The sequence below is a fragment of the Heliomarina baculiformis genome (assembly GCF_019966545.1).
GTDB lineage: Bacteria > Pseudomonadota > Alphaproteobacteria > Rhodobacterales > Rhodobacteraceae > Heliomarina > Heliomarina baculiformis.
The window spans coordinates 1-17,705 of record NZ_JAIMIC010000016.1; the positions used below are offsets into that span (position 1 = coordinate 1).

The window sequence follows — 17,705 nt, forward strand, 5'->3', positions numbered from 1 at the left end:
GCTTTGCCATGTTCGTATCCCTTCAAAGGTTCGGGAAACACCTTAGCTGACTGTCCGGTTTCCTGGGACCACTTCAGACCTCATCCGCTGACCTTCGTCTCTGGCCGCGGCTTTTCAAAATGCCATTCTTGAAGGCCAGATAGAAATTTGCACTCGGTCACACGCAAACGGGGCGAAAAACCTCTTTGATTACAGGCGGCAACCTCAAAGGTTGCTAGCTCACTGTTTGATTTTCCGAACCCACTTCCGCGAGCAAAATCTGCCGAATTGAGCTTTCAATTTTGACTTTTCCAAATGTTGAAGCATCTCGGAAAACTGACTTCGTTTCGCATTCGAAGCAAATCAAGTCATGCTGACGGCCGACAACTTTTAGACCAACTGAACTTTCCCCGACATGGACCACATAGACCTCGCATGCTAGGTTCGCGCCTGCTTTCACCGGCGCATGGAATTGTAGGTCCATAGAGACAAAAGGCATGGCCGTGTTTCTTTCCGTGAGTAGAAAAAGCCAGCCCCGGCCTGAAAGCAAATCGTCCCAGAAAGTCTCGATCGCTTCCAGCGCGAAATTCGTGATCCGGCCAGTAAAGGCGATTCCCAGCTGGTCACAGTCGCCAAAGAAAATCCTGCGTTCGAAGGCAAATCGTGGTTTAAATTCTGTTTCTGGTACATTCATTGCAGCGTTACGGGCTCAACATTTCTTTGTCTCTGGTGCGTGACAGCGATAGGAAGGAATAGTTTTCCGGTAATTATGCCATGCGCCGGAATTCGGCGGGGGTCGCGCCTGTCATTTTTCGAAAAGTTCGACTAAAATGACTCTGATCTGCAAAACCGCAGTCAAGCGCGACCACTTTCAGGGGGGCATTACCCTTTCTCAGCATCTCCTGGGCCTTCGATATTCGCTTGCGCAAAACATATGCATACGGTGCCAACCCAAACTCCGCCTTGAACTGACGCGAAAAGTGAAACTGGCTGAAACCGATAGATGCGGCCATGTCTTCCAGACTGAGGTTTTCACCTAAGCAGCTTTCAACGAGATCGATGATTCTCTGCCTTTGAGCAGGGCTGAAGTTCGAGTTTGCGTCGCTGGTCAAAGAGACCTTGGCGTACTGACGCAGAAGGTGAACGGCGATCTGGATGCGCAGGGCGTCGATGATCAATCTCTGGCCGATTCCACCGTTCTTTAGCTCATTCTCTAGCAATTGGATGCAGTTCAGGATACAGGGGTCCTTCGCAGACAGACAATCATTGATCTCAATGGACTTCGGGTCACGATCAAAGACCGAAAGGGCCGTGTTTTCGAGTTCACTGTGACTGAGATAGACGTGTCTAACCGTGATAGGCTCGGACCAACTCCAAGTGGATTCCTCTGCACGCGTGAGCAAGGAAATCCTACCTTTCTCTACGCGCGCGCTTTGCCATGGGCCGCCACTCGTGCGGCGCATAGTGGTTGGCGCGCCATCATATGCAACAATCATATAGTCGCGCATGGGGGGAATTGCCGCGTCTTGTCGCTCATAACGATAGCCCTTCAGGGTAATGCCGTTCCAGTTGCACCCGGAACTGTCCAACGTAGTCGTGCCGGGAATCCATTCGGGTATCCGGTCCGGTGATATGAGCAGTCTTTCCATCTTGGCCTCCCTGAACTTTTTCACGATCGTCCGCTTGAGCTGAAATTTCGGCTTAGGTCGTCTCGCGCATCCGCGGTTCTTCTCGAACGATATTCGCTTGAGTCAATCTATCGATTTCAGCTTCTGTCAGTCCAGCCTCGCTAAGCAACTCCCTACTATGCTGCCCGAAGCGAGGCGGTGCCGCGCGAACCGCTCCGGGGGTACGCGACAAGCGTGCTGGCACGCCGGTGCCGCGGTAGGTGCCAACTGATACCACCATGCCGCGATGTCGGGTGTGTGGATGCTCCAACGCTTCATTCACATTCCGAACGACTCCGGCGGGAATCCCAGCTTTCAAAAGCACCGGCTCAAGTTTGAAGGCGTCATGTTGCACCAGGCACTCTGACAAGACCTCTGTCATCTCTGACCGATGCGCAAGACGCGCGGCATTGTCGGCAAATCGTGGATCGCAGGGCACCTCAGGTAGGCCAAGCACGTCACAGAGTTTTGCGAACTGACCATTGTTACCGATAGCCAGATAGAGTTTGCCATTACTTGTTTCGAACATGTCGTATGGTACGATATTTGGATGCCCATTGCCGGTCGCCATTGGTATCTGTCCGGACATGAGGGAATTAGCCGCTTGGGGATGCATCATGCTGATCGCGCAATCATATAGCGGCACTTCGATGGCTTGGCCCAATCCGGACCGGCCCCGTTCCAAAAGTGCGGCGAGAATAGCGTTACAGGCGATCAGACCGGTGCCGATGTCCACGATGGGCGTACCCATGCGTGTCGGGCCTTCGGAGGGATTGCCGTTGATGCTCATGAGGCCCGTCATAGCTTGTACCACGGCGTCATAGCCGGGAAAACCGCCAAGTGGGCCATCGGAACCAAATCCAGTCACATGGCAGAGTACCAGTCTAGGAAAACGTGCCCTGAGAACATCAGCATAACCAAGCCCCCATTTTTCAAGAGTACCAGACTTAAAATTGTGAACTAAAACATCCGCATCCTGAAGAAACCGCAAAATCAGGTCGCGCCCTTCCGGTTGCTGCAGATCGATAGCGATGGACCGCTTGTTGCGGTTGGCGCCAGAGAAATAAGCGCTGAGTTCATCATTGAAAGGCGGGCCCCAACTGCGGGTCTCGTCGCCCAGAGGCGGCTCCACCTTGATGACCTCAGCGCCATGATCCGCAAGCATTTGGGTGCAGTAAGGCCCGCCCAGCACGCGGCTGAGGTCGACCACCTTGATCCCGTCCAATGAGCCAGCCATCAAAGCGCCTCCTGATAGAGGCGCGACACATCTTCGGCTGTCATGTCGCGCGGGTTGGTCTCCAGCAATCGCGTGATACCGGTCACGACCTCATTAGCCATTCCGGGAATGGCTGCCTCGGTCACTCCGACACCAGAAAGTCGAGACTCAAGTCCGCTTTCGACTAGCATCCGTTCCATCTCGTCGATCAGGCCATGGGCCGCAGCCGCATCAGAGTTGAAAGGCCGCGAGGGCAGTAGTAACCGCGATAGACGAGCATATTCAGCTTCTGCAACGGGCATGTTGAACCTCATCACTGGTCCTGCGACCAGAGCGTTTGCGTGCCCGTGAGGAACCTTGAAACCTGTTCCAAGTGGGTATGACAAGGCATGAATCGCCCCCACGCTGGCATTAATGAAGGCCATCCCAGCCAGTGTCGCCCCCAACAGCATGGCCTCTCGCGCTGACAGGTCCGAAGGCGTTTCCATGACGATTGGTAAGTTCTGACCGAGAAGCACCAGCGCTTTGTCCGCCATTCCATCGGAAATGGGATTCTTTCTGGTGCGACTGGTTACTGCCTCAATGGCGTGAACCATTGCGTCTAACGCCGTGGCCGCTGTGATGTGACGAGGCATTCCCAATGTTAGCTTTGCATCTAGCAAGGCAACGTCAGGCAGAAGCTGCGGTGCATATACCGCTTTTTTTTCGTGGCTTTCCGAAGTCAGCACGGACACCCATGTTACCTCTGATCCGGTCCCTGCCGTGGTTGGCACCTGGATCAGTGGCAAGCGTTTATCGGTGACCTGATTAATCCCGATCATGTCCGTAATCGGTTGATCGTTGGCTACCGCCGCTGCGATGACCTTGGCAGTGTCCAGTGAACTGCCGCCGCCAAGTCCGATGATTCCGTCAGCACCAAAGGCCCGCGCGACCTCTACCGCGGCCTCGACGACAGCGATCGGGGGGTCCGCTTCGACTTTATGAAAAATCTCAACCTCGATGCCAGCAGCCCTAAGTGAGGCGGCTGCCTCGTCCGCAAAACCACAGGCCAATATGCCCGGGTCCGTCACGACCAGCGCACGGGTGCAAGACAAATCTTGCATCAGGCTGCCGATCCGGCCAAGCCCACCGCTCTCGCAGACGATCCTCGGGGTGGAAAGGAAATTGAAGTCCATAGTTTGTCTTCGCTCCTGTTAAGCTGCTGCAGTGCGGATCATATTCCGCGCGATCAGTATTTGCTGAATCTGGGTTGTCCCCTCGTAGATGCGGAAGAGACGCACATCGCGATAGAAGCGCTCGACCGCATATTCGGCCATGTATCCTGCACCGCCGTGGATTTGCACTGCGCGATCGGCCACTCGACCTACCATCTCACTGGCAAACATCTTGCAGCAGGCAGCATCAGTCGACACGTTCTGACCAGCGTCCTTGCGGCGTGCTGTTTCTTCGATCATGCAACGCGCTGCGAAGGCCTCGGCGCGACTGTCAGCCAGCATGGCTTGGATCAGTTGCTTTTCAGCGATGGGTTCACCGAATTGTTTGCGTTCCATCGCATAGGATAGGCTGTCACGGATCAGCCGTTCGGCGGCGCCCACACAGACGGCAGAAATATGCAGTCGGCCCCGGTCAAGGACTTTCATTGCTGTCTTAAAGCCCTTGTTCAGACGGTCCGGCCCGCCGATAATGTTCGCGGCAGGCACGCGGACATTGTCAAGGATGACGTCGCATGTGTGCGAGCCCTTCTGCCCCATCTTCCTGTCAGGCTGGCCAAGCGTTATGCCTGGCGTCCCTGCCTCGACGAGAAAGGCGCTTACGCCGGCAGAACCTTCCGCCTCTGGATTGGTCCGGGCAAAAACCGTGAATAGATCGGCACGCGGTGCATTGGTAATGTAGCGTTTCGTGCCGTTCAGAAGGAAATCGTTACCGTCACGCCGCGCCGTAGTGCGCAGACTGCCAGCATCCGACCCAGCATCTGGCTCGGTTAGGGCGAAGGATGCGATCATATCTCCGGACGCGAGAGCTGGTAGATACTGCGCCTTCTGCTCGTCGGTTCCATCGATGATGATTCCCTGAGAGCCGATCCCGTTGTTGGTGCCAACTAGCGACCGGAACGCAGGCGAAGCCTGGCCAAGAACGAAAGCGGCTTGCACTTCCTCTATCATCGACAAGCCGAGCCCGCCGAAATCTTCCGGGATCGACATGCCGAAAAGGCCCATCATGCGGATTTCATCGACCAGCATCGGCGGAATCACATCCTCGTCGGCGACGCGATCCTCGTAAGGGATTAGTCGCTCTTTCACGAAGCGGTCGAGCGCGTCGAGAAACTGGGAAAGGGTATCTTTATCAAGGGCCATGATGCTCTCTATTGTTCAGGGTGCGACCGCCGCAACGCGGCGGACAAGATCGACAAGGCGGTGCGCGACGTCGCTTTCGATCCAGTCGCGCGTAAGGGTTTGCGAAGGGCCACCGCAGTTGAAGGCAATAATGGGTGAGCCGTCCTTCGGCACGAAGGGCACCGCTACAGCGTTCACATCACGTTTCCACTCCGTGAAGGACGTGCAGTAACCGTGCTGTTGGTAGTCTGCGATAGCTGCTTCGATTCCGGGCTGCACATTCGGCCAGTTGTCGCCTTCATGTTCCTCCACAAGGGCCAGAATTCTGGCCCGCTCATCCGGGTCGTGCGCCGCTATGCAGGCGCGACCAACCGCGGTCGTGGCCAGTTTAATATGGGCACCAACCTCGATCGCCAGCGTGACGGCATTAGTGCCCTTGCACCGCTCCAGATAGACCATCGATAGCCGGTCACGACTGGCCATGGCCACCGGCATGCCTGTGTAATCAGCCAGCTCCTGCATAAAGGGCTTCGCCAGTTGCCGCAGCGGAATCCCTGCAAGGCAGGAGAAACCCAACGAAAGCACTGGAGGGGCCAGTCGATAACGTGCTGTATCCGGGTCGTAGCTGAGGTATTCCAGCTTGTTCAGTGTATAGGCCAGCCGGGAGACCGTCGATCTGCTCAGGCCAGTGCGCTCGGCCAACTCACCGTTCCCCAGAGCCTCCCCTTCCCGCCGAAAGGCCCGCAACAGCTCCAAGCCGCGCGCCAACGCCGTGACAAAATCGCGATCCTGTTTCTCGGCATCCTTGGTGCGGTCTTTCCTTGGTCTCACGATATCCCTCCTCGGAAAGAATTATGCGTCTTGAAACACACCTAAACGATCGATAACGTCCGAGTCAATACTGCGGTAAACTTTCCCGCTATGCGGAAAATTAAGGTCGTCCACCTAGTCCCATTCGTGCCGGATCCTGCGGATGACACAACTAAGCGAGGGCATAATGCCATGAAAGAAATGAATTATCCGACCATCCAGCACCTCATCGGACGAGACTGGATCGCTTCTCCCACGCCAGAGGATCGTGCAGTCATAAACCCTGCAAACGGGCAAACTATCGGACAGATTCCGCAGGCTAGCGCCGCAGATCTAGACCATGCGGTTCACTCGGCCGAATCAGCTTTTCGCCGATGGAAAAACAGCTCTCCCATGGAACGAAGTGCGATTTTGCGGCGGTTTGCCGACCTGCTGCGCCAAAATGACAGACTGATCGCTGGCTGGATCACTCTCGATGAAGGCAAGCCGCTGGCTGAGGCTTTGGCTGAGGTCCGCGCCTCGGCTGACCACGTTGACTGGCACGCCGAGGAATGTCGGCGCATTTATGGGCGCATCATTCCATCACGCAGCCCGCGGGTACAGCAGCTTGTCGTGCGCGAACCGATAGGCGTCTGCCTTGCCATCACGCCTTGGAATTTTCCGCTGAGCCAAGCGGTACGCAAGGTCGCGGCGGCGCTTGCGTCAGGTTGCACGATGATCTTAAAAGCCCCGGCAGAGGCTCCGGCGGGTTGCATGGCAATTGCTCGCTATCTGCTGGATGCAGGATTGCCCGAAGGCTGTCTGAACCTTGTCTGGGGTAATGCGGCCTTCATTTCGGAAACTCTAATTGCGCGCCCCGAGGTGCGCAAAATCACCTTCACCGGTTCGGTCGAGGTGGGCAAGCATCTGGCAGAATTGGCTGGCCGCCATATGAAGCGGGCGACGATGGAGCTCGGCGGTCACGCGCCCGTATTGGTGTTCGACGACACCGATGCCACGGCCGCGGCGCGCGCCTTGGCGGTCAACAAGCTGCGCAATGCAGGCCAGGTGTGCATCGCCCCAACCCGGTTTTACGTACAACAAGGCATCTACGATCGATTTCTGTCCGAACTAGTTTCAGCATTTGAGAGCGTAAAGGTGGGCGCTGGTTTAGCCGAAGGCACGCAGATGGGACCATTGTGTCATCGCGGACGCGTGAATGCGATGGAAAAGCTCGTCGAGGATGCCCGCGAAAACGGCGCACGGGTGTTGACGGGAGGCAAAAGGCTTGGAAATCATGGTAACTTCTATGCCCCGACAATCGTCGATACGCCCAACGACGACATTGACTTGATGCGCGAAGAACCCTTCGGCCCGATTGCTGTCGTCTCGTCTTTTCGTGACATAGAGGACGGACTGTCGCGGGCCAACGGGCTACCCTTCGGGCTGGCGTCCTATGTCTTTACCAATTCGTTAGAGCGTGCAGATAAAGCAGCTGCGGGTTTGCAGGCAGGTATGGTAAGCATCAACCAGTTCGGCCTCGCTCTGCCCGAGACTCCGTTTGGAGGCGTGAGAGACAGCGGCTATGGGACTGAAGGCGGGACGGAAACCTTCGAAGGCTATCTCATTACCAAATTTATCTCGCGCAATCGCGCGCCAGTGCTGTGAGGATGCCCATGCCTGTTGAATTAAGCTTCTCAAATGACGCAGCAATTCTGACCATAGACAATTCGCCGCTTAACCTAATCAACGCGGAGGTTCGGGCTGGAATACAACACTGTATCTTCAAAGTCCTCGAAACTGGGGCTACCAGGCTGATTATCACCGGCACAGGAACGACCTTCGTCGCGGGCGCGGATGCGAAGGAATTCGGTAAGTTGCCTGTTGATCCACAACTAAATGATGTGCTGATGCAACTTGCACACCTCCCGATTCCTACTATCGCAGCAATCAACGGGGCTGCGCTTGGTGGGGGACTAGAGATTGCTCTGGCTTGCTGCTATCGCATCGCCTCAACTTCTGCCAAACTGGGCTTGCCAGAGGTAAACTTGGGGATCGTGCCTGGCGCAGGGGGAACCCAAAGACTGCCGCGACTTATCGGTATTGAAGCTGCGCTTGACATGATTGTCACCGGGAAGGCTGTTTCCGCCGAGCAGGCACTGAAAATGGGACTGATCCAGCTGCTAGCCGATGACCCGCTTGGCGCGGCCATAGCTCTCGATGACGATGTACTTGAGGCGGCACAGGCACCCGACAATCTTCCTTCACCAAAGCCAAACCACGTCGCAGCGGAAGTCGCCCGAGCGCATGTAGCGCGGCGTATGCCTGGCCAGAATGCCCCGCAGGTTGCGGTGAACCTAGTCGCGACCAGTGCGACGACGCCGCTGCACGACGCACTAGCCAGCGAGCGCTCTGCGTTTTTGGACCTTCGTACCTCGGATCAGGCGCGGGCCCTTAGGCACGTTTTCTTCACCGAGCGTACCGCAACCAACAAGGGGCGCGCCTACCCCCGACCTTCCCGAGATGCTGAAACCGCCATCGTGGTCGGTGGTGGCAATATGGGCGCAGCTATTGCGTACACGCTGGCGACCGCAGGGATCTCGGTGACTGTCGTCGAACGTAGTGCCTCGTCCGCCGAGTGGGCCAGTAAAAACCTGCAAAAGCTGATTGATCAGGGTATCAGTCGCGGTATTCTGTCCGTCGATGCGGCAAAGACGGTTGAAGACCGGCTGGTTACGGTCTCAGGCTATGACGCTCTGCCACCAACCGATCTAGCAATCGAGGCGGCCTTCGAGGATTTTGCGGTTAAGACCGCGATCCTGACCGAACTCGAAGGCGCACTGCCACCCGAGACCATCATTGCCACAAACACATCCTATCTCGATGTAAATCGGCTCTCTGATGGGTTGAAACACCCGGCACGCTTTGTAGGGATGCATTTCTTCAGTCCTGCGCATATTATGAAACTTCTGGAAGTCGTCAGGAGCGACCGAACGTCAGACGGAACATTAGGTGCAGCACTTGTGCTGGCGCACAGGCTTGGTAAAATCCCGGTACTGTCTGGTGTTTGCGATGGCTTCATCGGAAACCGAATTTTGTCGAGCTACCGTCGCGCCGCTAATCGCCTTCTGGTGGAGGGGGCTAATGTCGACGAGATCGACGCGGCTATGCGCGGATTCGGTATGGCGATGGGTCCATATGCTGCACAGGACATGTCGGGGCTGGACATCGCCTACGCGAATATCCGTCGCAAGGCAGTTGCCGAAGGGAACTGCTGTGGTCACGTGCCCTTGGTCGAGCGGCTGGTCGAAAAGCACAAACGCCTAGGACGCAAATCGGGCGCCGGATGGTACGACTATGGGCCAGACGGCAAACCCTCACATTCGGAGCTGGTCGCTAGCGAAATACTCCGTGTCTCAGAAGAAATGAACTTCACTCGCCGCGAGTTCTCAGCTGACGAAATCGTAGAAAGGCTCTTGCTCACAATGGTGGCGGAAGCCTGCGATATCCTTGACGAAGGCGTAGCAGAAAAACCGCAAGACATCGACCTAGTAATGATTCACGGCTACGGATTTCCCCGCTGGCGGGGAGGCCTGATGCACCACGCCAAAAATATCGGCAAGGATCGGTTGACCGCGCTCTTCAGCGCGCATGTCAAAGAGGATCCTTGCGGCTGGAGGGTGCCTCGTTATTTAGAAAGAGTTTTCGCGACCGGGGAGGAACATGTCAGCATGTTTCCCACGATCACCGGCAGATAAGTTGTCTTTCTGTGGTAGAGGGAGTCTGTTTTGCAAATGGGGTGATGGCCGTGGTTGCCCTTTCCCCGGATAAACTTATCCCACAGCTTCCGTAACGGGTATGCCGAGTGCAGTGTATCCGTTCAGGACGGCGATGCGGACTGGGAGTGCCGCGACCTGACGGTCAAAGTCCCGCGCTATAAGGCGATGCCCCAGCGACATGACACAGTTCATTTTCGTCTCGACACTGCTTCGGCGGTGGTATCCGCTCCATCGTCGCCAGAGCGCGCGAGCCAGGCACTTCGCCGCGCGCAGGGCCTCGTTTCGCGCCACGGCTCCGGCGGTGATGGTCTTCCATGGCTTTGCGTTCTTGCGTGGCGGGATAACGGCGTGGGCACCACGGTCAGCAATTGCGTCGTGGCATTTCCGTGTGTCGTAGGCACCGTCAGCCATGACACTGCCGATCTACTGGTCCGCCGGGATCTGGTTGAGGAGGTCGGGTAAAACCCATGCATCGCCGATGTGGCTCCCTGTGACCTCGTCACTGCGCGAACCTCCAGTGTTTCCTCGTCAACCCCGAGATGGATCTCGGTCCAGACGCGCCGTTTGGGTCCACCATGCTTGCGGGCGTGCCACTCGCCTTCGCCCGCGACTTTGATACGCGTGCTGACAGCAGGTGCAGCGGCCCCTTGGAGCCGCGATTCGAGATGTTCACGGCCAGGGTCTTCTGACGCCGGGACAGGGTGCTGAAGTCGGGCACAGTCCGGACGAGACCAACCAGCTGCAGCAGGCTCTAGACGAACCCAGTCGTCTACCGGAGCGCCATGCCGAATAACACCTTCATGGAAAGGCAGGTCTGGCTGGAGGCATCGCTGTAGGTCTGCTGCCGGCCACGACTGCCTATCGGCGCGGCCTCCCAGCTCATTTCGGGGTCGAACCAGATTGCCAGAGCGCCCCGGCGCTTGAGCGCTTCATTGTAGGCTCGCAAGTTCCTGGTGTTGTAGGTCGGGGGTGCAGTCTGCTCATGCACCCCGGCTACCAAGCCGGGTTCATAAGATGGATCCCGCACGGAATTTGTTCAACAGAGCCTAGTAGCAGGCATATCTGCCTCACGACAGGCTGAGCAAGATCATACAATTTCCAAAGCAGGTATGTTCAATACACGGTGCATTCTTCGCCCTTACTCTGAGATCATTGGCGTACGCCTCAGACCGTTTGACGCCTCCGAGATTGGCGACGTCAGGTGGTGGCTTTGCCAAATGTTACTCTTGGGAGGATAAATATGGAAATCAGTAGAGAAGCGGATACGCTGCGGGCGCTTTATCAGAATTGGACCGATCAGATGGTCGAGAACCCAGACCTGACGATCGCGAACTTGCGCAGCATGTTCGATGAATGGGGGCAGCCTGCTCTAGAGCCGGAAAACGTTAGCTACAAAAGCGATCATATCGGAGGAGTCGAGGCTATCTGGGCACTGCCTGTCGGGGCCGATACCTCGCGTGTAATTGTTTACACTCATGGTGGCGGCTTTGCCGTCGGCTCAGCCGATAGTCATCGGAAAATGGCAGGGCACCTCGCTAAGGTGCTTGGGGTTACGTCGGTGATCCTGCACTATCGACGCGCACCCGAGCACCCATTTCCGGCGCAGATCGAAGATGCGGTAGCCGCGTACACAGCATTGCTGGATAAGGGCTTCAAGGCAAGAAATATTCTGACCGCTGGCGACAGTGCTGGCGGCAATCTTGCCATCGCCAGCGTGCTGAAATTTCGCGAACTTGGGCTGCCACTGCCCGGAGCGGTCATCGCATATTCGCCCTGGCTAGACATGGCGATGCGCGGGGAAACACTGGAAACCAACGCGGAAACCGATGCGCTAGTCGGGAAACCGATTCTCGAAGCGATGGCGGGAATGTTCCTCGGTGAAGGCACTGATCAGCTAAATCCGTTGGCCAACCCTCTGGAGAACGATTTCACCGGTTACCCGCCGCTTTATATCAATGCCGGAGGGGCTGAGACGCTTAGGAGCGATGCCGAGCGGTTGCACGAAAAGGCCAAGGCACAGGGCGTAAATGTGACCCTGTCTATCGTCGAAGGCATGCAGCATGTCTTTCCCGCGCTTTCGGGACGCGCGCCCGAGGCGAACGAGGAACTTGGTCGCATCGCCGCATGGTATCAGGCCCTCTGACACCTGTACTCGCACTGCATTGCGGTGCGGTGCGGTGCGAGAGAAACCCCTACGACACATTCATCTGCCATCTCACCCGCAAACTGCGGGGCGGAGCAGTCTTACTCTGGGAGGAGTGACATGAACATTCAGACTGAGATTACTAAAACATCCGGAGCGGATTACGACGCAGTCGTCATTGGCGCGGGCTTCGGCGGGCTTTACGCCGTCCACAAACTTCGCAACGAGCAGGGACTGAACGTCCGGGGCTATGACAGCGCCAGTGACGTTGGCGGCACCTGGTGGTGGAACCGATATCCCGGTGCGCTGTCGGACACGGAAAGCTATGTCTACCGCTATTCTTTTGACAAAGAGTTGCTTCAAAAAGGCCGCTGGAAAACGCGGTATCTGACCCAGCCCGAGATCCTCGAATACATGAACGAGGTGGCGGATCATCTCGATCTCCGACGCAGCTACAAGTTCGACACCAAGGTGGACGGCGCGCACTATAATGAAAAAACCGGTCTCTGGAACGTGATCACTGATAGTGGTGAGACAGTTACCGCCAAATACCTTGTCACTGGCCTCGGTCTCTTGTCCGCAACGAATGTTCCAAAATTCAAGGGCATCGATGATTTCAAAGGCCGTATCTTACACACAGGTGCCTGGCCCGACGGCGTGGACTTGAGCAACAAACGCGTGGGCATTATTGGCACTGGCTCGACCGGTGTGCAGGTTATTACAGCAACGGCACCAGTTGCAAAACACCTGACTGTTTTTCAGCGCTCTGCACAATATGTCGTGCCGATTGGGAACACCCCGCAAGACGATGCTACCATCGCAGAGCAAAAGGCAAACTACGATAGTATCTGGAATCAAGTGAAGAATTCTGTTGTGGCCTTCGGCTTCGAAGAAAGCGTCAAGCCCGCCGAAACCGCCTCCCCCGAAGAACGGGAGCGGGTCTTCGAAGCCGCCTGGCAGCGCGGCGGTGGTTTCTATTTCATGTTTGGCACCTTTTGCGATATTGCGACCAGCCAAGTGGCCAATGATGCGGCCGCTGACTTCATCAAGGGCAAAATCAAGAAAATCGTGAAGGACCCCAAGGTCGCAGAGAAACTGACGCCGAAGGACCTTTACGCCAAGCGCCCGCTTTGCGGAAACAACTATTACGAGGTCTACAACCGAGACAACGTGACCCTCGCCGACGTTAAGGCCGATCCGATCGCAGAGTTCACTCCGAACGGCATACGTCTCGAAAGCGGCGAGGAGCATGAGCTTGACATCGTAATCTTTGCCACTGGCTTCGATGCGGTCGACGGCAATTACGTCAAAATGGACCTCCGCGGACGCGGAGGCGTGACCATGCGCGACACTTGGAAGGAAGGCCCGCTCGGTTACCTCGGCATGATGGAGGTCGACTTCCCGAACTTCTTCATGATCCTTGGCCCTAATGGCCCCTTCACCAACCTGCCCCCCAGCATTGAGACGCAAGTCGAATGGATCGCTGACACGATTTGCACGGTGGAAGAAGAGGGGGTTCGAAATGTGGAGCCAACCGTGGAAGCGCGCGATGCTTGGGTTCGCACCTGTCGTGAAATCGCCGACATGACACTCTTCCCCAAAGCTGAAAGCTGGATCTTCGGCGCAAATATCCCCGGAAAGAAGAATGCAGTAATGTTCTACATGGCCGGGATTGGCAATTACCGAAATGCCATTAATGCAGTGAAGGAGGAAGGTTATACATCCCTGATCCGCAACCGCACTGCCGAGAAGGTGTAAAGAATTCCGCCGGGCATCAAGAATCCCCGGCGGAACCAATTAAATTTGTTCATGAAAACTAGGGAGAGAGATTTGGGAAGGGTATTCGGAAAAGTCGCACTGGTAACAGGTGGAGCGATGGGCATGGGAAAAGCCCATTGTGAAACGCTGGCACGTGAAGGTGCGCATGTATTTGTAACCGACCGTGACACGGAAGCGGCTGAAAGCGTAGTGAAAGGTATCATTGAAGCCGGAGGGAAGGCGGAATTCATTCAACATGACGTGACGCTTGAAGAAGATTGGAAGAATGTCATCTCTACGGTGCAATCAAGTGCTGGTCGGCTTGATGTGCTAGTGAACAACGCTGGCATTCTCATTCTTAAGCCGCTCCACGAAACCTCGCCTGACGAATTTGACATGACGTTCAACGTCAATGTACGCGGTATTTATCTCGGCATCCGAGCCGCGGTTCCATTGATGAAAGAGGCCGAAAAGGCATCTATTATCAATATTTCTTCAATCTATGGGATTGTTGGAGCCGCTTCGGCGGGAGCCTACATTGGATCCAAAGGCGCCGTACGGATGTTGACGAAATCCTGCGCAGTCGACCTGGCTGAAAGTGGCATACGCGTGAATTCGATCCATCCCGGTGTCATCGATACTCCCATGACAAAAGATCTGCTACACGCCGACGAAGTTACCCGGCAGGCAATTCTGGGGGCGACGCTGCTCAAGCGACCAAGCAAACCTGAAGAGGTTTCGAATGCGGTCCTGTTCCTCGCATCGGATGAGTCATCGTTCGTTCACGGAGCAGAGATTGTAGTAGATGGCGGTTATACTGCGAATTGACAGGGACCCATCCCGAGTAACGGCTCGGAATCCGGGCCGTTACCACCATTGCAAATTTTGAAAACGATAAAAGCCAATGAAAATAATTGCTCCTATAAAACGCCTAATTGACCACAACGTGAAGGTTCGCGTTAAGGCGGACGGGAGCGGAGTTGATCTCGCGAATGTGAAGATGTCGATGAACCCGTTCGACGAGATTGCGGTCGAAGAGGCGATCCGGCTGAAGGAAGCGGGCAAGGCGGACGAGGTTGTCGTCGTCTCGATCGGCGTGAAGCAGGCGCAGGAAACGCTGCGCACGGCGCTGGCGATGGGCGCGGACCGGGCGATCCTGGTTGTGGCCGCCGATGACGTGCACCAGGACATCGAGCCGCTGGCGGTGGCCAAGATCCTGAAGGCCGTGATCGACGCCGAGGCGCCGGGCCTGGTGATCGCGGGCAAGCAGGCGATCGACAATGACATGAACGCCACCGGCCAGATGCTGGCGGCGCTGCTGGGCTGGGGCCAGGCGACCTATGCCTCCGAGGTCGGGATCGAAGGCGATCATGCCGTCGTGACCCGCGAAGTGGATGGCGGGTTGCAGACGATCAAGGTCAAGCTGCCGGCGATCGTCACCGCCGATTTGCGCCTGAACGAGCCGCGCTATGCCTCGCTGCCCAACATCATGAAGGCCAAGAAGAAGCCGCTGGATGAGAAGACCGCCGCCGATTACGGCGTCGATGTCACCCCGCGCCTGGAGATTGTGAAAACCGCCGAGCCCGCCGCACGGTCGGCAGGCGAGATGGTCGGCTCGGTCGACGAGCTGGTGTCGAAACTGAAAGAAAAGGGGATCGTGTAATGGCTGTTCTTCTCCTTGCAGAAATCGCCGGTGGCGCGCTGGCGCTGGACGCCACCGCCAAGGCGGTGACCGCTGCCAAATCGCTGGGCGATGTGACCGTTCTGGTTGCGGGCCCTGCTGCTGCGGGTCAGGCCGCGTCGCAGATCGACGGCGTGGCGAAGGTTGTGGTCGCGGATGACGCGGCCTACGCCAACGGCCTGGCCGAGCCGGTCGCCGATCTGGTGGTCAGCCTGGCAGGCAATTATGAACATATCGTTGCTCCCTCCACGGCAAGCGCGAAAAACATCCTGCCGCGCGTTGCGGCGCTGCTGGATGTGATGGTTCTGTCGGACGTGACGGCCATCCTGGACGGGTCCACGTTCGAGCGCCCGATCTACGCGGGCAACGCGATGCAGACGGTAAAGTCCAACGATTCCAAGAAGTTACTGACCGTCCGCACCACCGCCTTCGACGCGGCTGGCCAGGGTGGCTCGGCCGCCGTCGAGGCCATCGCAGCAGCCGGCAACGCGGGCCTGAGCGCCTGGGTCGAGGACAAGGTCGCGGCGTCGGATCGTCCGGAACTGACCTCGGCCAAGGTCGTGGTCTCGGGCGGGCGCGGCGTCGGTTCCGAGGAAAATTTCGCGATTATTGAAGCACTTGCGGACAAACTGGGTGCTGCCGTCGGCGCCTCGCGCGCGGCTGTGGACTCTGGGTTCGCACCGAACGACTGGCAGGTCGGCCAGACCGGCAAGGTCGTGGCGCCCGAGCTGTATATCGCGGTCGGGATTTCCGGGGCAATTCAACACCTTGCGGGGATGAAGGACAGTAAGGTCATCGTCGCCATCAACAAGGACGAAGAGGCCCCCATCTTCCAAATCGCCGATTACGGCCTCGTCGCAGACCTCTTCGACGCAGTCCCGGACCTGACAAAGGCACTCAAAGAATGACAAACGTCTATATCTGCGATTACATCCGCACACCAATCGGTCGCTATGGCGGCGCGCTTTCTTCTGTGCGAGCCGACGATCTTGGCGCAATCCCACTCAGGGCCTTGGCCAGCCGAAACCCGGGGCTAGATCTAGCGACCATTGACGAAGTGATTTTTGGCTGCGCCAACCAAGCGGGAGAGGACAACCGTAATGTTGCTCGCATGTCGCTTCTACTAGCTGGATTTCCGGATTGTGTACCGGGGACAACAATGAATCGGTTGTGCGGGTCGGGCATGGATGCGATAATCACGGCCGCCCGCGCTATCAAATCAGGAGAGGCCGATCTCATTGTCGCAGGTGGTGTGGAAAGCATGTCGCGTGCTCCGTTTGTGATGCCAAAAGCTACAACAGTATTCTCGCGCGAGAATAGTGTGGAAGACACCACCATCGGCTGGCGCTTCGTCAATAGACTGATGAAGAGCCAATACGGCGTCGACAGTATGCCTGAAACGGCCGAAAACGTGGCTGAAGTCTTCGGCATCAACCGCGCCGACCAAGATGCTTTCGCCCTACATTCCCAGCAAAAGGCGAGCGTTGCTATGGCGAACGGTCGTTTGGCCCGTGAAATTGTCCCGGTAGAGATTCCTCAGCGAAAGGGGGAGCCAAAGATCGTCGTACAGGATGAACACCCTCGCGCGAGTACGACTTTGGAAGCGCTCGCCCAACTGAAAACTTTCGTAAAAGCGGATGGCACGGTAACCGCAGGGAATTCTTCAGGCGTGAACGATGGTGCCGCAGCATTGATCCTTGCCACCAGCGACGTCGCAAAAAAATTTGGCCTCACGCCGGTCGCAAGGGTCTTGGGCGGCGCAACCGCCGGCGTTGCACCGCGCATCATGGGTTTCGGGCCGGCACCGGCGTCGAAAAAGCTGATGGCGCGACTTGGACTGAAACAAGAAGACTTCTCGGTGATCGAACTTAACGAAGCCTTTGCTTCGCAGGGTCTGGCCACACTACGGCACCTGGGGATCGCGGATGATGATGCCCGCGTGAACCCAAACGGCGGCGCTATTGCTCTCGGCCATCCGCTTGGCATGTCGGGTGCCCGCATCACCGGCTCAGCGATGCTGGACCTCAAACCTGGAGAAAAGTCGTTGTCGACCATGTGTATTGGCGTGGGACAGGGAATTGCAATCGCACTCGAAGCTGTCTGAGGTGCCGTGACAGCCTAAAAATTACCATAATCATGATTACGCGATTATTGGTCGACCCCAAATTTTCCGTGTAGAATTCGCCCTCTACCACCTCCCTGTGGGCGATACCCTGGCGGTACCGGAACCTCTCTCCGGTGCCGCCCTTTCCTGAAAGAACGATTGAACGGCCCATAATGTTTGCGAGACGGATCATCACGTGACCTGCGTTTCGGCAGGCATTCCATTCCGGCGATCTCGCGCCATCCCAAGATTTCTT

Annotated in this window: 14 protein-coding genes and 1 pseudogene; 8 read left to right on the forward strand and 7 right to left on the reverse strand. The window is 56.8% G+C overall.

The features are described from left to right. Positions 1-214 precede the first annotated feature (214 nt). The 6 genes from MF268_RS22975 to MF268_RS23000 all read right to left on the reverse strand — a co-directional run bounded on the left by MF268_RS22975 (position 215) and on the right by MF268_RS23000 (position 6,026). A complete protein-coding gene (locus tag MF268_RS22975) occupies positions 215-673 on the reverse strand; it encodes an acyl-CoA thioesterase (protein WP_007120589.1) in 459 nt (152 codons plus the stop codon). Between the two features lie 73 nt (positions 674-746). Then, positions 747-1,628, reverse strand: coding sequence for a helix-turn-helix domain-containing protein (locus tag MF268_RS22980; RefSeq protein WP_232272173.1), 882 nt, complete (start codon positions 1,626-1,628; stop codon positions 747-749). A gap of 52 nt (positions 1,629-1,680) precedes the next feature. Continuing rightward, positions 1,681-2,883, reverse strand: coding sequence for a CaiB/BaiF CoA transferase family protein (locus tag MF268_RS22985; RefSeq protein WP_007120591.1), 1,203 nt, complete (start codon positions 2,881-2,883; stop codon positions 1,681-1,683). Further along, positions 2,883-4,037 (reverse strand): iron-containing alcohol dehydrogenase, encoded by a 1,155-nt coding sequence (locus tag MF268_RS22990; protein WP_007120592.1) that lies wholly within the window; start codon positions 4,035-4,037, stop codon positions 2,883-2,885. Before MF268_RS22990 ends, MF268_RS22985 begins: the two co-directional genes overlap by 1 nt. A gap of 18 nt (positions 4,038-4,055) precedes the next feature. Then, the gene (locus MF268_RS22995) at positions 4,056-5,216 is read right to left on the reverse strand and encodes an acyl-CoA dehydrogenase family protein (protein ID WP_007120593.1); all 1,161 of its coding nucleotides are present in this window, start codon (positions 5,214-5,216) and stop codon (positions 4,056-4,058) included. 15 nt (positions 5,217-5,231) lie between these two features. Further along, entirely contained in the window at positions 5,232-6,026 is a 795-nt protein-coding gene (locus tag MF268_RS23000) for an IclR family transcriptional regulator (protein ID WP_007120594.1), read from the reverse strand. 171 nt (positions 6,027-6,197) lie between these two features. Here MF268_RS23000 and MF268_RS23005 point away from each other — a divergent pair, with 171 nt between their 5' ends. Further along, positions 6,198-7,652, forward strand: coding sequence for an NAD-dependent succinate-semialdehyde dehydrogenase (locus MF268_RS23005; protein WP_232272174.1), 1,455 nt, complete (start codon positions 6,198-6,200; stop codon positions 7,650-7,652). Positions 7,653-7,660: 8 nt separating this feature from the next. Continuing rightward, positions 7,661-9,742 carry an FAD-dependent oxidoreductase gene (locus tag MF268_RS23010; RefSeq protein ID WP_197918802.1) on the forward strand — a complete coding sequence of 694 codons (2,082 nt, stop codon included), beginning with the start codon at positions 7,661-7,663 and terminating at the stop codon, positions 9,740-9,742. 75 nt (positions 9,743-9,817) lie between these two features. Here MF268_RS23010 and MF268_RS23015 read toward each other — a convergent pair. Beyond that, positions 9,818-10,751 (reverse strand): annotated as a pseudogene (locus MF268_RS23015) (IS5 family transposase). Between the two features lie 252 nt (positions 10,752-11,003). Here MF268_RS23015 and MF268_RS23020 point away from each other — a divergent pair. The 6 genes from MF268_RS23020 to pcaF all read left to right on the forward strand — a co-directional run bounded on the left by MF268_RS23020 (position 11,004) and on the right by pcaF (position 17,449). Next, complete coding sequence (locus MF268_RS23020) at positions 11,004-11,906, forward strand: alpha/beta hydrolase (RefSeq protein ID WP_009827026.1); 903 nt, start codon at positions 11,004-11,006, stop codon at positions 11,904-11,906. A 120-nt stretch (positions 11,907-12,026) separates the two neighbouring features. After that, complete coding sequence (locus MF268_RS23025; protein WP_009827025.1) at positions 12,027-13,664, forward strand: flavin-containing monooxygenase; 1,638 nt, start codon at positions 12,027-12,029, stop codon at positions 13,662-13,664. A 72-nt stretch (positions 13,665-13,736) separates the two neighbouring features. Continuing rightward, positions 13,737-14,492 (forward strand): SDR family NAD(P)-dependent oxidoreductase, encoded by a 756-nt coding sequence (locus tag MF268_RS23030; protein WP_037954867.1) that lies wholly within the window; start codon positions 13,737-13,739, stop codon positions 14,490-14,492. A 76-nt stretch (positions 14,493-14,568) separates the two neighbouring features. Continuing rightward, the gene (locus MF268_RS23035; RefSeq protein ID WP_009827023.1) at positions 14,569-15,327 is read left to right on the forward strand and encodes an electron transfer flavoprotein subunit beta/FixA family protein; all 759 of its coding nucleotides are present in this window, start codon (positions 14,569-14,571) and stop codon (positions 15,325-15,327) included. Then, positions 15,327-16,253, forward strand: a complete 927-nt coding sequence (locus MF268_RS23040) for an FAD-binding protein (protein WP_009827022.1) — start codon at positions 15,327-15,329, stop codon at positions 16,251-16,253. The genes MF268_RS23035 and MF268_RS23040 overlap by 1 nt, the downstream gene beginning before the upstream one ends. Next, entirely contained in the window at positions 16,250-17,449 is a 1,200-nt protein-coding gene (gene pcaF / locus MF268_RS23045) for a 3-oxoadipyl-CoA thiolase (RefSeq protein ID WP_007120599.1), read from the forward strand. The genes MF268_RS23040 and pcaF overlap by 4 nt, the downstream gene beginning before the upstream one ends. Positions 17,450-17,705: the final 256 nt, after the last annotated feature.

Bases quoted from the DNA above. Each gene is read 5' to 3' on its own strand.
- MF268_RS22975 (WP_007120589.1), bottom strand. From the start codon at position 673: ATGAATGTACCAGAAACAGAATTTAAACCACGATTTGCCTTCGAACGC.
- MF268_RS22980 (WP_232272173.1), bottom strand. From the start codon at position 1,628: ATGGAAAGACTGCTCATATCACCGGACCGGATACCCGAATGGATTCCC.
- MF268_RS22985 (WP_007120591.1), bottom strand. From the start codon at position 2,883: ATGGCTGGCTCATTGGACGGGATCAAGGTGGTCGACCTCAGCCGCGTG.
- MF268_RS22990 (WP_007120592.1), bottom strand. From the start codon at position 4,037: ATGGACTTCAATTTCCTTTCCACCCCGAGGATCGTCTGCGAGAGCGGT.
- MF268_RS22995 (WP_007120593.1), bottom strand. From the start codon at position 5,216: ATGGCCCTTGATAAAGATACCCTTTCCCAGTTTCTCGACGCGCTCGAC.
- MF268_RS23005 (WP_232272174.1), top strand. From the start codon at position 6,198: ATGAAAGAAATGAATTATCCGACCATCCAGCACCTCATCGGACGAGAC.
- MF268_RS23010 (WP_197918802.1), top strand. From the start codon at position 7,661: ATGCCTGTTGAATTAAGCTTCTCAAATGACGCAGCAATTCTGACCATA.
- MF268_RS23020 (WP_009827026.1), top strand. From the start codon at position 11,004: ATGGAAATCAGTAGAGAAGCGGATACGCTGCGGGCGCTTTATCAGAAT.
- MF268_RS23025 (WP_009827025.1), top strand. From the start codon at position 12,027: ATGAACATTCAGACTGAGATTACTAAAACATCCGGAGCGGATTACGAC.
- MF268_RS23035 (WP_009827023.1), top strand. From the start codon at position 14,569: ATGAAAATAATTGCTCCTATAAAACGCCTAATTGACCACAACGTGAAG.
- MF268_RS23040 (WP_009827022.1), top strand. From the start codon at position 15,327: ATGGCTGTTCTTCTCCTTGCAGAAATCGCCGGTGGCGCGCTGGCGCTG.
- pcaF (WP_007120599.1), top strand. From the start codon at position 16,250: ATGACAAACGTCTATATCTGCGATTACATCCGCACACCAATCGGTCGC.